This window comes from Paenibacillus sp. 7523-1, from assembly GCF_002276415.1.
GTDB classification, from domain to species: domain Bacteria; phylum Bacillota; class Bacilli; order Paenibacillales; family Paenibacillaceae; genus Paenibacillus; species Paenibacillus illinoisensis_A.
Window position 1 is genome coordinate 333,861 of the sequence record NZ_NPBR01000017.1, and the last position, 14,170, is coordinate 348,030.

Below are 14,170 nucleotides of genomic sequence, written 5' to 3' on the forward strand. Positions count from 1 at the left end.
ATCAAAAAGATGGCTGCTGTATTGCTACAGCGCCATCTCTCTCCGTAATATGCATCTATCGATCTGCTGTTACCGCTTTCTTCGTGGATTTTCCTGAACCCGGGAGCTTATGCTCCAAGCCAGACCATTTGGCTACAATCGCTGTGATTAACAGCGCCAGTCCGTTGATGATAAAAATCCAGCGAATAGGCAGCCATCCACCGAGAATACCACCAATGATGGGACCTGCCATCGTACCGATCTGGGATGCCGACTGATTCAGGCTAAAGGCCCTTCCTCGGAAACCTGGGTCCGTCGCCTGCACAATCATGGCATTGATGGCCGGGAACACAGCCGCGAAGAACAACCCGTAGACAAACCGCAAAACACCAAAACCGATATAACCTGTCGTGAAAAACTGCAGCAGATTCCCCACTGCCCCACCGACGAGTCCAATAATCAGCACTTTGCCGTAACCGATGCGCTGACCAATCTTCCCCCATCTCGGTGCCATAATTACGGTAGCTATACCTACCGCTGAAAAAATAATACCTGAGCTGAGTGATGCCCGGTCCGGCTGAATCCCCATCTCCATAACATAGACCGTGAGCAGCGGCTCAAGAATCATGACGGAAAAGGTACAGATGCCCATCATGCCTAGTACAGTAATAAACAGACGATTCGCTCTGGCTTCACGGATATCATCCATGACATGGGAACGCGGCTTATTTCGATTGAAATTCTCCTCTTTTACCCAGAAGGTCGCGATTACTGCAGAGACGAGCACTACAATGGCTGAAAATAAAAAGGCATTTCGATTGCCGTAGTAATGGCTTACCACACCGCCAATCAATGGACCAATGATCCCGCCCGTAGCTCCGGCCGTCGACATGATACCCAGTGCGTATCCGGTCTTATCTTCTGGTGTATTCGTACCCACAAGGGCAATTGCAGCCGGAACGAAACCAGCCAGCAATCCTTGAAACAGCCGGACTACGATGAGTGAATAAGGGTCCTGCACAAAGTAATTGATTAAATACAAAACCGCAAGGCTGTATCCCGACCGGATCAGCATCGGCTTGCGTCCGTATTTGTCTGCGAGGGAACCCCAGAACGGAGACACCAGTGCACTGGCCAGAAACGTGATGCCAAAGGCCAGCCCTGACCAAAACTCCAGGTGATCACGAACGCCGAGATCGCCGCTCAGAAACAAGGGCAAAAACGGAATGGAGATGGAATACGCGGTGCTGCAAAAAAATACACCAATCCACAAAATCACCAGATTACGCTTCCACGAGAAGTTCATATACCCACACGCCCTTTCCGTTACTGACGCCCGGGACTGCCGTGGTTTGGAGCGGACGGAACAGACCCGTACGTCCTGCTGCGGAAGCATTTTCCTTATTTTACACCTATGCTTCCATGAAGACCATCCCTGACAATTTCAAAAGCAAAGCTTGGATTGCCTTACTGTCCCAAAAAACGGTATGATAGTTGATGGATTATCCCAAAATAATTCCGTTGAAACACATTAAGCAGAGATGCAAGGGGGAACATTCTCATGTCTTTACGTTGGAAAAAAACAACTGCTGCATCGCTGATCATGGCGCTGTTGCTTATTGTTATTAGCGGCTGCGGACACCCTTCGAGCAGCGCTACGGAACCTGTTCCGGCGCCGCCTGAAGGTCAAAACCCGGTAGCCACGATTGAAATGCAGGACGGGCAAAAAATCGTGATCGAACTCTATCCGGAAATTGCGCCCAACACGGTATACAATTTCATCTCGCTGGCCAATCAAGGTTTCTATGATGGCCTCATCTTTCACCGCGTCATTCCAGGCTTTATGATTCAAGGTGGAGATCCGAATGGTAACGGTTCAGGTGGTCCTGGATATGCCATTAAAGGTGAATTCACTTCCAACGGCCATAAAAACCACCTTAATCATACACGTGGAGTGATTTCTATGGCGCGTGGAGACAATCTGGACTCTGCAGGGTCACAATTTTTCATTATGCTTGCAGATGCAGACCATTTGGATAACGCGTATGCCTCCTTCGGCAAAGTCACAGAAGGTATGGATGTAGTCGATGGGATTGCTGCTCAGGAAATAGGTCAAAAAGACAAACCGGTTACTGATCAAGTCATGAAAAAAGTGACCGTAGATACGCATGGACTGGAATATCCTGAACCTGTTAAAATGCCTGAATAATAAGCCACCAGGTACATTACAAACAAAAGCTCTGTCTTGCGATAATACGCAAGGCAGAGCTTTATTTAATGATAGCGTTTACATATGAGGTTTAAAAAAAAGCCTCTACGCACGTATATATACAGCAGCTCTGCAACCCGCTGATCTCACAACATCCACCCCAACAAACGGAACCAGCCAATAATCGCAATCCATAGCGGGCAGCTGAAGGCAATCCCCCATGCAAGCCCTTTCAACATGCTGCGGTCAACTTCCACGAACAACGACTCCTTTCTCCAGGGAATAGTCGCAGTATCGGTAATACTATATGATTTTATACCCGTTTTCATTCGTCACGGAACAGCTGATTTCCTTCTTTTCTTGTCTCGTTTCATGGAACGGATACCGGGAACCTGATATACTATGACTACGGATCGAAACAGGGAACCTGATTTACGTTCGAGAGGAGAATTTTCCATGGCAAAATCCAAAAAACAACCTGCTGCCCCCAAAGCAGCTCAGGATAAACCAACGACGCTGAAGGATCTGCTCAGCAGCGACATACTGGAGAAGCTGAAGGCTCAAGCTGATGAAGCCAAGGCTGCCGAAGCCCAGCGCAAGGAAGAGGAACGCCAGCAGGCGGAAGAAGCTCGCAAAGCAGAACAGAAGCGTCGGGATAATGACTTCGAGTATTTATTGAATAACAGCTCGCTGGACTGGAAAAAACATAAATAACATTTCAGCAAGCGATTCGCATATTAGACGTCATTTCAGATGTAGATGCAGGACCGATTATCGGTCCTGTTTTTTTGTGTTGGACAAGTATGAAGGATCCTGATTCACCTCCCTTGTGCCGGGTATGTAGAGATAGAGAGTAACACTGAAATCTAATGGACGTGGAGGGATCAGGATGAGTGAACAGCGTTTGAATGGAAAAGTGGCGATTGTGACCGGTGGTGGTTCCGGTATTGGGCAGGCTACAGCGATTCGTTTTGCAGAGCATGGAGCCAAAGTCTACATGCTGGACCGTACGCCAGAGAAAGCGGAAGAAACGAAGCAGACCATTGTGAAGGCTGGCGGTGAGGCTTATGTGATTGAATGCGATATCTCCAAACCGGACCATGTGCAAAAAGCGATTAATCAGGCTGCGGCTGAAGCCGGCAAACTGGATATTGTATTCGCCAATGCCGGGATCAACGGCACAATGGCACCGATTGAAACGATGGAACCGGAAGACTGGGACCAAACGATGGGGATTAATATGCGCGGCACGTTTGCAACCGTCAAATACGCCATCCCCCATCTGAAAGACCGTGGAGGCAGCATCATCATCACCAGTTCAATTAACGGTAACCGGGTGTTCTCAGGTATCGGGTTCTCTGCATACGCTTCCAGCAAAGCCGGGCAAACTGCTTTTACGAAGATGGCTGCGCTCGAACTGGCGCGTTACAAGATTCGTGTCAACGCCATATGTCCTGGTGCCATCGACACCAATATCGATGACAACACCTATCCATCAGATGATCTGAAGGATGTACAGATCCCCGTGGAATTCCCGGAAGGCCATGAACATCCGCTTAAGGGTGAACCTGGTACATCAGAACAGGTAGCCAACCTGGTGCTTTTCCTGGCTTCCGACGAATCTTCCCATGTCACAGGTACACGAATCTATGTGGATGGTGCAGAATCCCTCCTTCGGGGATAAGTTATCCGCCCCATCGCATCGAGTTCTATAAATTAAATATCCCGCATGTCTCCTGAGCTTCAGGATACTGCGGGATTTTCATTGTTCTCTTTTGCCAATCACACCGCGGAACTTCTCTCCTTCTTCACCCGGTTCTTCACTCGCTCCGGAATGGCGAAGAACAGCACATACATGAGCGAAAACAATACGGCTGCCAGCACTTCTTCCCCCACAATATATAACGGGTACGGTCCCAGAAGATCCAGTACGGATGCCGTCTCCGGTTTATGACGAAGAAACATATAGTTGGCTTCCAAAAGCACATCCATTCCATATACAATCAGCGCAGCCACATTAACAAAAACCATTGAACCCACGACCGATCTCCAGCTTGGACGAAGCTGTTCTACCCAGGTCATATAGAGCAAGGCGAGTATAATACAGGCATGAGCCGTAAAAAATTGAATAAAACGAAAATGTGGAACGGTATAACCCAGGTTGGGAGTTACGATCGCCATCAATGCACCTGCAATCCCTGCAAATAATAACGCCGAATGAAGCATACGACTGCGTGTTAACAGCAGCACGGACGACAATAACAGGGACAGACTGCACAGCTCGAGCGGAAGCGATGTCCTCACACTCCACACCCCGCCGTAGACATACCAGAACTGAAGCAGCACTTCACAACCAATCATAAAGATGGCTAAGGCCATTCGTAGCACCCGCCGTGTACGTTCAGGCCATGCTCTCAAGTGATTTCTAAACAGGTACAGCAACATAATCACTATTGCCGTGCAGGCTATCGCCCATATGTGTGGATTCGAAAACATGATAAAAGGCCGTTCATCATAAGGGTCAAGCCACTGGGGGTATCCCATGTTCTTCTCCTTCCCATCACAAACAGTGAAACCTTGAAATGTAATATTTTTCATTTTGGCATTAATTGAAGCGAAAGTCTATCCGTTGAATGTTTGCAGATATGTATTGCTTTATAATTATCTTTATGTTAAGATAAATCCAGAACAAATCAAACAAAAAGTTAGCCACTTAATAAAAGTTAAATAACAACTTACACATAATCAAGAATACCAATCCCTATTACTCAGGAGGAATTAACAATGCAAATCAAAGGGCTTCACCACGTATCCGCACTGACCGCACATGCCGCTGAAAACTATCGCTTTTATACCGATGTCATGGGCCTTCGCCTGATCAAAAAAACAGTAAACCAGGATGATGTTTCCGTGTACCACCTCTTCTATGGAGATGAAAAAGGCAATCCCGGCACCGAGCTGACCTTCTTCGAAATTCCGATGGCCGGACAGACACGTGAAGGCGTGAACAGCATCTCTGCTACTTCGCTGCGCGTTCCGAGTGATGCTGCTCTCCAGTATTGGATCAAACGTTTTGACGAATACGAGGTACCTCATGGTGAAATTACGAATCGTGGTGGCCGTGCAACACTTTCATTTACTGATTTTGAAAACCAGCGTCTGATCTTGGTGTCTGACGAGAACAACACAGGTGTACCTGGGGGCAAACCATGGGATCAGAGCCCGGTACCGGCTGAATACGGTATTGTCGGTCTTGGTCCTGTACACCTCACTGTTCAGGATGCATCGTTGACGGCAACTGTTCTCACGGAGCTGCTAGGATTCCGTCAAAAAGGAACCTACCCTGCTTTTGTTGCAGGACAACCGGATGTCCTTGTATTCGAATCCGGTGAAGGAGGCAGTGGTTCCGAGGTCCATATCGAGGAGCGTAATGACTTGCCGATTGAGAGACCAGGACGTGGCAGCGTACACCATGTGGCCTTCCGAGTGGATAATGAGGAAGAATTGAAACAATGGGTAGAACGTGTTCGTAACTTCAGCTTCCCTAATTCCGGCTTCGTCGATCGCTTTTACTTCCGGTCCCTGTACTTCCGTGAAGCAAACGGTATCCTGTTTGAACTCGCAACGGATGGTCCTGGTTTTGATACGGACGAGGAACTTGCTCATCTGGGAGAATCGCTCGCTTTGCCTCCATTCCTGGAAGGCCGCCGGGCAGAGATCGAAGCCAATCTCAAACCTCTAGATACCGTAATTCGTTAAGCAGCACATAACTTTAGGACATTTCTCTGAAACCTAAAAAAACGATTATTGCATGCGCCCGTGGTTCAGGCTGAACCATCTAACGCAAAGGCAATAATCGTTTTTTCTATAAACCAATATATTATTTAGTCAGATACGAAGTCGTCAATGGAACGAACAGAGAAGAGCCCGGTTCTTCGTCAACGATCTCCACAAAGACAAAATCAGCCTCGGAAACATCAACATCTACACTCTGCAATCCACGATCTGCTGCAACAGTGAGTGTTTTCAGCGTTGTATTATTATGATCTATAATTCTGATCTCGTGGGAACCCTTAATGGCTGCCAGTTCCAAATGTAACTTGGAATACTTTTTTTGTGTCATGATCTGGAAGCTTTCGCCTTGTTTCACGGAGTCCGTATGAAGATATACATCTTTGTAGTCTTTCCCTTTGTACGAGGTGTCGCCCGGATCCTTGGTGTGCCACCCGGATGTTCCAAGCGCAGTTGCTCCAAGTGAACTCAAGGTTAACTTATTCTCTTCGGGTGCAGCAGATCCGCTGCCACTGCCGATCAGAACCGAAGAGGTTGCGCTATCATAAGTGATTTCCGTACCGAGCAATGTCCCCACTGCACGCACTGGTAAATACGTTGTTCCATTGTAGGTAATTGGCAGGACCGTCTTGCCATTGGCATCTTTGGCTGTCACGGTTGCTCCATTCATTTTCAGAGAAATCTTGCTGTTCAGATAGGCCTTAATTGGTTCAAGCCCTGTTGCTGCTAGTGCCCCTGTACCAATACCGAGTGTCAGTGTGCCCACCATCAGTCCGATTACGGCTTTTTTCTTCACTATAAATCCCTCCCATACAAAATTGTTTGTCCTTTATACATTTAAACGACTAAAGTGGTAATGTCAACCATTTTAGTTCAATATTTTGGAAATAATTCCGTATAAGAAAAGCACAAAGAGAGGCTGAGTATCCCCGTTTTTTTCAGCCCCACCGTTCAGCCCCTGCCTAATAAAGCAGAAGCATAAGTTATTCTTTTATGACAAGCAGCAATTTCTTAGATCTCATACTCCGTGAATTCAATCAAACGATTCATAATACTCATCTTCATACGCTTCTGTACGGTATTCAACATTCTCGGCCTTCCATTCACCATCCTGATATGCATAGGCAAACGTCAGATCTCCGTCGTATCCAGCCGGTCCATAAGCACCGGATGCCGTGACTTCCAACTTGCCGTTCTCCACACTGTAATACACGACATCGCCGAATTGAAGTTCATCATGATAGGCTATGCCATCCGTTTCTTCCTCTATCTGAGAAGGTTCTAACTTCACTCCATCCAACGCTACCTCAATGTTCACTTTCCCAGGCGTCACGTTTACTTTGGACTGAATGTGCTGCTTCACCACCTCATCCAGAGGCTGCATGTTCATCTCTTCTAGCGTATCCGGATCTATAATGTGTGCTTGACCCAAATAAATGCCCGTCCCGTGTCCGGCAGTGAAAAGCACGATAATTTCCTTTTTGCCGTCCCCATTCAGATCCAGTTCGTGCACTTCGGGTTTGTAAGACCCACCTTCTCCCTGCCACTTGCTGAATTCACGTGTCTGACCATTCACTTCAAGAATCATGCCGTTATATATATAACCAGAACCCTCCACTTGCATCGGGTATAATCTCACCTTTTCATTTTCCGGAGCAACGGAAACGTTCTCTTTTTTTACAGGAGTTCTCTCTATGGAGGTAAAGGTTGTTTCATTGGTTTCTATATTGGATGCCACGACCCCATCGGTCTGGCTGGATTGATCATCTATGTTAAGCTGTTTTGGTTCATTGGATGTTCTGACAGCTGAAGTTGTACTAATCGTAACAACCGCCAAAACGATCATCAGCAGGATACCTGTCCAAGTTTTCAATATTCTGGGCTCCTTCTTTTAAAAATGGAATACTACAACTATTATATCGTCATTTATCGCCCAGTCGTTGCGAATTTGTTAATGTTTCATAAAAAAAACTTTACAAACCTCAAATTTTACGAAAGAATGTTCGGGTTTATCCATATAAAGAAAAAAACACCCCGGACACAGCTTATGGCTGCATCCGAAATGCTTTTGTTTTATCCATCAAACGATTCGTTAATTCTCTCAACTCTTCAGCGGAAGAGGAGATTTCCTCCATGATTGCCGTCTCCTCATGAGCGGCATCCATAATCCGTCTGGCCTCGTCCGAGAACGAGCCGGCGTTTCCTTGAATTTGTTTCACGTGACCATGCGTCCGTTCAACCCGAACGGTCTGCTCTGCAATTTTGGAGCCGATCTCATGAGCGCCTTTCATGAACACCTCAACCGTTCCGGTCAGCTCCTGCAGTGTCTGATCGACGTTAATGGTGCGCTGGGATTCATTCACGACAAGACCGTGCTGCTCATGAATCAGCTGTGCTGTATCGCGGATACGCTGCTGAACACGACTGATCAATTCGTTAATCCGGTGAACCGATTGTGTACTCTCGTCCGACAGCTTGCGAATCTGCTGGGCAACTACAGCGAAGCCTGCTCCCTCTTCCCCGGCACGCGCTGCCTCAATGGATGCATTGAGGGCAAGAAGCGCTGTCTCCTCGGCGATATTTTTGACCGATTGCGTAATGGCTTCAATATCCGAAGCTTCCTTCTCCAGAAGCACCATGATGTCACGGGAACGATTATGCGATACGGTCAGCTCATCCATGCCTTTCATCAGATACGAGAAAGTCTGCTTCGTTTGATCAACCGACCGTTCCATCTGCCCTGACATCTCTGTCATTCCGATCGATTGGGTATGCATGCGCTGAAAATCATTCAGCATCTCATCTGCGGTAATCAGTGAATGCTGTGAGGTCTCTTTTTGTTCCTCTACCCCTACGGCAATGTGATCCACCGCTTCCGACATCATTTCGATCTGTTCAGCTGCCTGGGTAATGGCTTCACTTAGCGATTGCGCATTCTGTGAGGTCGTACGTGTACTATCCGAGATATCGTTTACAATACTTCTTAGATTAACGACCATCGCGCGAAATGCGTCATATAAAACGGCAAGCTCGTCCTGTGTACGCCGCTCCGGAATTTCAGCTGTCAAATCCCCTGACGAAACTTGCTGAGCTGCCTTGGACAGGTGAACAATCGGGCGTGTCAGCCAGCGTGAGGCAAACCATCCCAGAATTCCGTTCCAGCACACTCCTAATATGAGTACTAAGGTGATGTACAACCAGCTTGGCATGGAGAAAGAGAGCCAGTCCTGGAGGAAGAATATAAAAAAGCCGCTAGTCCCGTATGTAATAATCGAAATGAGTACCAGACCTGCGACTGTCTTTGCGCCTAAAGTCCATTTCATGCTCACACCTCGTAGTCCTTTTTTCCTATTTTACCAATCATCGACCAGAAAACATGTGATCTACATCACTGAAAACGCTGAATCAGGAACCCATCTTGTCCCACACGAATACCTTTTCATCCTTGTGGTGCATAATTTATAAGATAAGTTTGTTACACTTCGATTCACCCAGTACCAAGCCAGGTTAATCCCCCTAATTTAAATTATTATCGGCAACTTGGGTAAAATCATTTAGCCTGGCATCCATTTTGCTTAAATGATATACTGAGTGCGCTTCGGCATCGCCGGAGCTGACCTATTTTTGGATGCCACTGGAGGCGAAAGAAATGTCTACAATGTCCACACGGACGGAGAAAGATTTTATTGGTGAAAAAGAAATTCCTGCTTATGCCTATTATGGTATACAGACGGTGCGGGCCGTGGAAAACTTCCCGATTACCGGTGTACCTGTGCACCGGGAGCTAATTACAGCCCTCGCTGCCGTGAAGAAGGCTGCCGCAATCACGAATATGGAGCTGAAAATGCTGCCGCCGAAAATTGGCGATGTCATCGTGATGGCCGCTGAAGAAATGATGAAAGGTCATCATCTGGATCATTTTATAGTTGACTCCATTCAGGGCGGTGCAGGCACCTCCATGAATATGAATATGAATGAAATTTTGGCCAATCGCGGACTGGAACTGCTGCTGCAAAACAAAGGGGACTACTTCCATTGCAATCCCAACAACCATGTGAATATGTCCCAATCGACCAATGATGTCATTCCAACGGCACTGCGGATCGCGGCGTATAGGTTGTCTGAAACACTGCTTGATACAATGCAGCGTCTGAAAGATGCTTTTCTAAAAAAAGAACTGGAGTTCAATGATGTCGTCAAAGTAGGACGCACCCATCTCCAGGATGCCGTGCCGATCCGTTTGGGACAAGAATTCGGTGCCTATGCGCGGGTGCTGGGACGCGATATGGAGCGTCTTGAATTTGCGAATCGCCGCCTGCTGACGATCAACCTCGGAGCTACGGCAGTAGGAACAGGCCTCAATGCCAAACCGGAGTACATCGTTAAGGTCACGGAACATTTGTCCGATGTTACCGGACTGAAGCTGCAGACGGCTGATGATCTCGTCGATGCCACTCAAAATACGGATGCTTATATGGAGCTGTCTGCTGCCCTCAAGGTATGCGCAGTCAACCTGTCCAAGATCTGTAACGATATTCGAATGATGGCTTCCGGACCGCGCGCAGGATTCAATGAACTTCGCCTTCCGGCCCGTCAGCCCGGTTCTTCCATCATGCCAGGGAAGGTCAATCCGGTTATGGCCGAAGTGATCAATCAGGTCTCCTTCCAGGTCATGGGGAACGATCATACCATCTGCATGGCGTGTGAAGCCGGACAATTCGAATTGAATGTAATGGGTCCTGTCATCGCGTTCAACCTGCTGCAATCCCTGAAAATCATGAATAACGGCATTGACGTGTTCACCCGTTATGCTGTGGAGGAGATGGAAGCAAACCGTGAACGCTGTGCACTGATCATGAAGCAAAGCTTCAGCGTTATTACGGCCCTAAACCCGCATCTGGGTTATGACGTAGCAGCATCCATTGTGAAGGAAGCTCTGAAAACGGGTGCTTCGCTCCAAGAGATCATTCTGGAACGCGGATTGCTCACCATAGAGGAGCTCGAAGAAATCATGCATCCGGAACAGATGACTACACCAGGCATTGCTGGTGAGCGTTTTCTGCACAATATGTAATGAGGTTTGACTGACTCGAATTCATCATGATTATGAATCCAAACAGAAGGCCCCTGCACACCGTTAATCCGGTAAGCAGGGGCTTTATGGTGTTATAACACTAATGCAACAAGAATGAAGACATTAAGGCATGAAGGTTTATTAACTCCAGCGCTTGCGCTTAAGCGAAGGCAGGATCTGCAGCTCCTCCCTGTACTTTGCCACTGTTCTGCGGGAGATCCTGATCCCCTCCCCGGCGAGCTGCGCTGCCAATTGACTATCTGAATACGGCCGGCTAACCTGCTCTGTACGGATGAGTTCCTTCAAGCGAAGTTTAACCACTGATGCAGAAGTGGGATCTCCGCATGCCGTCTCAATGCCTGTAGAAAAAAAGGACTTCAATTCAAACACCCCATGAGAGGTCTGTATATATTTCCCGCTAACGGCACGGCTCACCGTGGACTCATGCATGTCAATCCTCTCGGCAACGTTAGCCAGACTGAGCGGTTTCAGACCAGCGGGCCCTTCATGCAAAAAATGTACCTGCTCACTCATCACTGCCGTGAGAACACGCATCAAGGTTCTGCGCCGCAGCTGCACACTGCGAACAATGGCTCTCGCCTCCGCTGCCCTCGCCGACCAAACTTCGTCCGGAGCTTCATGCCTGATCCAGTGGGAACATGCTTCATTCATGGATACACGAAGGTTCCCTGCCGAATGGAGCCCGATATAAATCTCGCCCTGCCGCAGTTCCACCAAGGCATCCGGAATAATGTAATGAGGGCGCTCTTGGCATCCAATGGAACGACAGGGTTTGGGGTCGAGCTGCGTAATGTAATTATACGCAGCCTGTGCCTCACGTGAGGATATCCCTAGCCTCGTTCCCGCTTTCCCTGGATGGAAGGGCACGAGTTCCCCCAGTCCGGCCTGAACCATTTGCTCGGCATGGACAACGGCTGACGAATCCCGGCGGATCTGAAGCAGCAAGCACTCATGCAAGCTGCGTGCTCCAACACCTGCGGGATCCAGCGACTGGAGGATATCCAATCCTGCTTGCAGCCTATCCACAGAGATGCCGAGTACGGATGACAATTCAGTCAAATCTGTCTTCAGATAACCGTCGTCATTGACACACCCCGCCAAATATTCAGCTGTTACCTTCACCACAGGCGGGAGATCCAGCAAGCGGATCTGAGCAGACAGCAGCTGTTCAAGCGTTGGCTCAGCACTTTTCACCTGCAGCAGCGGGTCGTAGGAAGCGAACGTTCTCTGATTTCCTTTCCGCGGGAGGCGAACCAGCGGTGCAGCTTGCTCCTCCACTTCAAGTACCGGATTCTCTTCGGCTGCTTCCTGCAAATAACGGTTCAAGTCCTGACCGGACAACGTCAGCAAATGAATGGACTGTTTCATCTCTGGCGTCATGGACAGCCGAACACGCTGTTGCTGAACCAGCTGCATCTCCATCATGATTCTCCCTCCTTCTGCGCGGATTGGAATTTGAATTATATTTTCCGGAAAAAGAGTACAAAAGTAAATGCTTGACTACAAGCATCAGCCACTGTACGCCTCAATACTTTTCGGAGACGAGCTTCGCTTGTGTAAAGAGCAGCAGATAGTCTCTTCCGCCCGCTTTGGAGTCCGTGCCTGACATGTTGAATCCGCCAAACGGATGCGTGCCAACCAAAGCACCTGTGCATTTCCGGTTAAAATACAAATTGCCAGCAAAAAACTCCCGTCTCGCCAGTTCCAGATGAGCACGATTCCGTGAAATGACTGCACCTGTTAAGCCATAATCCGTGTTGTTAGCAATATGAAGAGCTTCCTCAAACGTATCTGCCTTGATAAACGCGAGTACAGGTCCAAAAATCTCTTCCTGCGCAATTCGGGCCAGCGGGTTAACATCCGCGATAATCGTCGGTTCGATAAAATAGCCTTGTGCATCCCCTGTACCACCGCCCAACACAAGCCTGCCTTCGCCCTTGCCCACTTCGATATATTCATTAATCTTGGCATACGCCTTGTCATCAATAACTGGTCCTACATGACTGCCTACCTCGAGCGGACTGCCCATCGTGAGCTTTTTCGTACGCTCAATGACCTTCTGCAATACCTCATCATATACATCCTTATGAATAATGGCGCGGGAACACGCGGAACATTTCTGTCCAGAAAATCCGAATGCCGAAGCGGTAATGGAGTCCGCAGCCAGTTCCAGATCACTCTCGCTGTCCACAACAATGGAATCTTTTCCACCCATTTCTGCAATCACCCGTTTGATCCACTTTTGTCCTGGAGCTGTGCGGGCAGCCCGTTCGTTAATCCGCAAACCCACATCTCTTGAACCGGTGAAGCTGATAAAGCGGGTCAGCGCATGATCTACCAAATAATCGCCCACTTCACTGCCCGGGCCTGGCAAATAGTTCACTACGCCATCCGGCAATCCTGCTTCCGTGAGCAGTTCCATGAACTTGGCTGCGATCACCGGTGTCGTACTGGCCGGCTTCAAGACAACTGTATTACCCGATACGAGCGCGGCAGAAGTCATGCCAGCCATAATGGCCAGCGGGAAGTTCCAAGGCGGAATGACAACCCCCACGCCAAGCGGGATATAGGTCAGTTCATTATCCTCGCTGGCAATCCGGGTCAGGGGCTGAGGTTCACTGAGACGCTGCATTTCTCTTGCATAGAACTCCATGAAATCGATAGCTTCCGCTGTATCTGCATCTGCCTCCGGCCATGTTTTGCCTGCTTCATACACCATCCATGCAGAGAATTCATGCTTGCGCAGGCGCATAAGCGCAGCTGCTTTGTACAGATATCGCGCGCGTTCGTTCGGATCTGTATGTTTCCAGGTACGGAACGCTTCTGCTGCTGTCTGAATTGCCTGCTCTGCCAGCTCCTGATCTGCCTGAAAAATCGTTCCGATCACCTGGTCCTTAGCCGCCGGGTTAACGGAGGTTAACGTGCGGCTGCTCGTTATTTTCTGCCCGCCGATAATCATGGAATATTCCTGTCCGAGCTCAGATTCCACCTTGCGAAGTGCGCTCTCAAAGGCTTCCTTGTTCGCTGGTACAGCAAAGGGCGTAAATGGTTCGTTAACAAAAGGGATATTCATGAATAATTCCTCCTTCAGGATG

At 48.4% G+C, this 14,170-nt stretch carries 13 protein-coding genes; 5 read left to right on the forward strand and 8 right to left on the reverse strand.

Annotated features, from left to right (window positions below; genetic code table 11):
* Positions 1-55: 55 nt before the first annotated feature.
* A complete protein-coding gene (locus tag CHH60_RS20065) occupies positions 56-1,285 on the reverse strand; it encodes an MFS transporter (RefSeq protein WP_095360864.1) in 1,230 nt (409 codons plus the stop codon).
* 255 nt (positions 1,286-1,540) lie between these two features.
* Here CHH60_RS20065 and CHH60_RS20070 point away from each other — a divergent pair, with 255 nt between their 5' ends.
* Entirely contained in the window at positions 1,541-2,188 is a 648-nt protein-coding gene (locus CHH60_RS20070; protein ID WP_095360790.1) for a peptidylprolyl isomerase, read from the forward strand.
* A gap of 146 nt (positions 2,189-2,334) precedes the next feature.
* Here CHH60_RS20070 and CHH60_RS29915 read toward each other — a convergent pair whose 3' ends face one another.
* Entirely contained in the window at positions 2,335-2,517 is a 183-nt protein-coding gene (locus tag CHH60_RS29915; RefSeq protein ID WP_170948099.1) for a hypothetical protein, read from the reverse strand.
* A 127-nt stretch (positions 2,518-2,644) separates the two neighbouring features.
* Here CHH60_RS29915 and CHH60_RS20075 point away from each other — a divergent pair, with 127 nt between their 5' ends.
* Both CHH60_RS20075 and CHH60_RS20080 read left to right on the forward strand, forming a co-directional pair.
* Positions 2,645-2,902: a YqkE family protein gene (locus tag CHH60_RS20075; protein ID WP_095360791.1), complete on the forward strand. Its 258-nt coding sequence runs from the start codon at positions 2,645-2,647 to the stop codon at positions 2,900-2,902.
* Between the two features lie 175 nt (positions 2,903-3,077).
* A complete protein-coding gene (locus tag CHH60_RS20080; RefSeq protein WP_095360792.1) occupies positions 3,078-3,872 on the forward strand; it encodes an SDR family oxidoreductase in 795 nt (264 codons plus the stop codon).
* A gap of 98 nt (positions 3,873-3,970) precedes the next feature.
* Here CHH60_RS20080 and CHH60_RS20085 read toward each other — a convergent pair whose 3' ends face one another.
* Entirely contained in the window at positions 3,971-4,786 is an 816-nt protein-coding gene (locus CHH60_RS20085) for a YwaF family protein (protein WP_369680197.1), read from the reverse strand.
* 186 nt (positions 4,787-4,972) lie between these two features.
* Between CHH60_RS20085 and CHH60_RS20090 the strand changes: the two genes are divergently transcribed.
* Positions 4,973-5,947: a ring-cleaving dioxygenase gene (locus tag CHH60_RS20090; protein ID WP_095360794.1), complete on the forward strand. Its 975-nt coding sequence runs from the start codon at positions 4,973-4,975 to the stop codon at positions 5,945-5,947.
* 121 nt (positions 5,948-6,068) lie between these two features.
* Here the strand turns inward: CHH60_RS20090 and CHH60_RS20095 are convergent, their stop codons facing one another.
* The 3 genes from CHH60_RS20095 to CHH60_RS20105 all read right to left on the reverse strand — a co-directional run bounded on the left by CHH60_RS20095 (position 6,069) and on the right by CHH60_RS20105 (position 9,303).
* The gene (locus CHH60_RS20095; RefSeq protein ID WP_095360795.1) at positions 6,069-6,776 is read right to left on the reverse strand and encodes a stalk domain-containing protein; all 708 of its coding nucleotides are present in this window, start codon (positions 6,774-6,776) and stop codon (positions 6,069-6,071) included.
* A gap of 237 nt (positions 6,777-7,013) precedes the next feature.
* Positions 7,014-7,853 carry a hypothetical protein gene (locus CHH60_RS20100; RefSeq protein WP_095360796.1) on the reverse strand — a complete coding sequence of 280 codons (840 nt, stop codon included), beginning with the start codon at positions 7,851-7,853 and terminating at the stop codon, positions 7,014-7,016.
* A gap of 172 nt (positions 7,854-8,025) precedes the next feature.
* Positions 8,026-9,303 (reverse strand): methyl-accepting chemotaxis protein, encoded by a 1,278-nt coding sequence (locus tag CHH60_RS20105; RefSeq protein ID WP_095360797.1) that lies wholly within the window; start codon positions 9,301-9,303, stop codon positions 8,026-8,028.
* 326 nt (positions 9,304-9,629) lie between these two features.
* Here CHH60_RS20105 and CHH60_RS20110 point away from each other — a divergent pair, with 326 nt between their 5' ends.
* Positions 9,630-11,054, forward strand: coding sequence for an aspartate ammonia-lyase (locus tag CHH60_RS20110; RefSeq protein WP_095288886.1), 1,425 nt, complete (start codon positions 9,630-9,632; stop codon positions 11,052-11,054).
* Positions 11,055-11,195: 141 nt separating this feature from the next.
* Here the strand turns inward: CHH60_RS20110 and rpoN are convergent, their stop codons facing one another.
* A complete protein-coding gene (rpoN, locus tag CHH60_RS20115; RefSeq protein WP_095360798.1) occupies positions 11,196-12,500 on the reverse strand; it encodes an RNA polymerase factor sigma-54 in 1,305 nt (434 codons plus the stop codon).
* A 100-nt stretch (positions 12,501-12,600) separates the two neighbouring features.
* Entirely contained in the window at positions 12,601-14,148 is a 1,548-nt protein-coding gene (pruA, locus tag CHH60_RS20120) for an L-glutamate gamma-semialdehyde dehydrogenase (RefSeq protein WP_095360799.1), read from the reverse strand.
* Positions 14,149-14,170 lie beyond the last annotated feature (22 nt).

Bases quoted from the DNA above. Each gene is read 5' to 3' on its own strand.
- CHH60_RS20110 (WP_095288886.1), top strand. From the start codon at position 9,630: ATGTCTACAATGTCCACACGGACGGAGAAAGATTTTATTGGTGAAAAA.
- CHH60_RS20090 (WP_095360794.1), top strand. From the start codon at position 4,973: ATGCAAATCAAAGGGCTTCACCACGTATCCGCACTGACCGCACATGCC.
- CHH60_RS20085 (WP_369680197.1), bottom strand. From the start codon at position 4,786: ATGAAAAATATTACATTTCAAGGTTTCACTGTTTGTGATGGGAAGGAG.
- pruA (WP_095360799.1), bottom strand. From the start codon at position 14,148: ATGAATATCCCTTTTGTTAACGAACCATTTACGCCCTTTGCTGTACCA.
- CHH60_RS20065 (WP_095360864.1), bottom strand. From the start codon at position 1,285: ATGAACTTCTCGTGGAAGCGTAATCTGGTGATTTTGTGGATTGGTGTA.
- rpoN (WP_095360798.1), bottom strand. From the start codon at position 12,500: ATGATGGAGATGCAGCTGGTTCAGCAACAGCGTGTTCGGCTGTCCATG.
- CHH60_RS20070 (WP_095360790.1), top strand. From the start codon at position 1,541: ATGTCTTTACGTTGGAAAAAAACAACTGCTGCATCGCTGATCATGGCG.
- CHH60_RS20105 (WP_095360797.1), bottom strand. From the start codon at position 9,303: ATGAAATGGACTTTAGGCGCAAAGACAGTCGCAGGTCTGGTACTCATT.
- CHH60_RS20080 (WP_095360792.1), top strand. From the start codon at position 3,078: ATGAGTGAACAGCGTTTGAATGGAAAAGTGGCGATTGTGACCGGTGGT.
- CHH60_RS29915 (WP_170948099.1), bottom strand. From the start codon at position 2,517: ATGAAAACGGGTATAAAATCATATAGTATTACCGATACTGCGACTATT.
- CHH60_RS20075 (WP_095360791.1), top strand. From the start codon at position 2,645: ATGGCAAAATCCAAAAAACAACCTGCTGCCCCCAAAGCAGCTCAGGAT.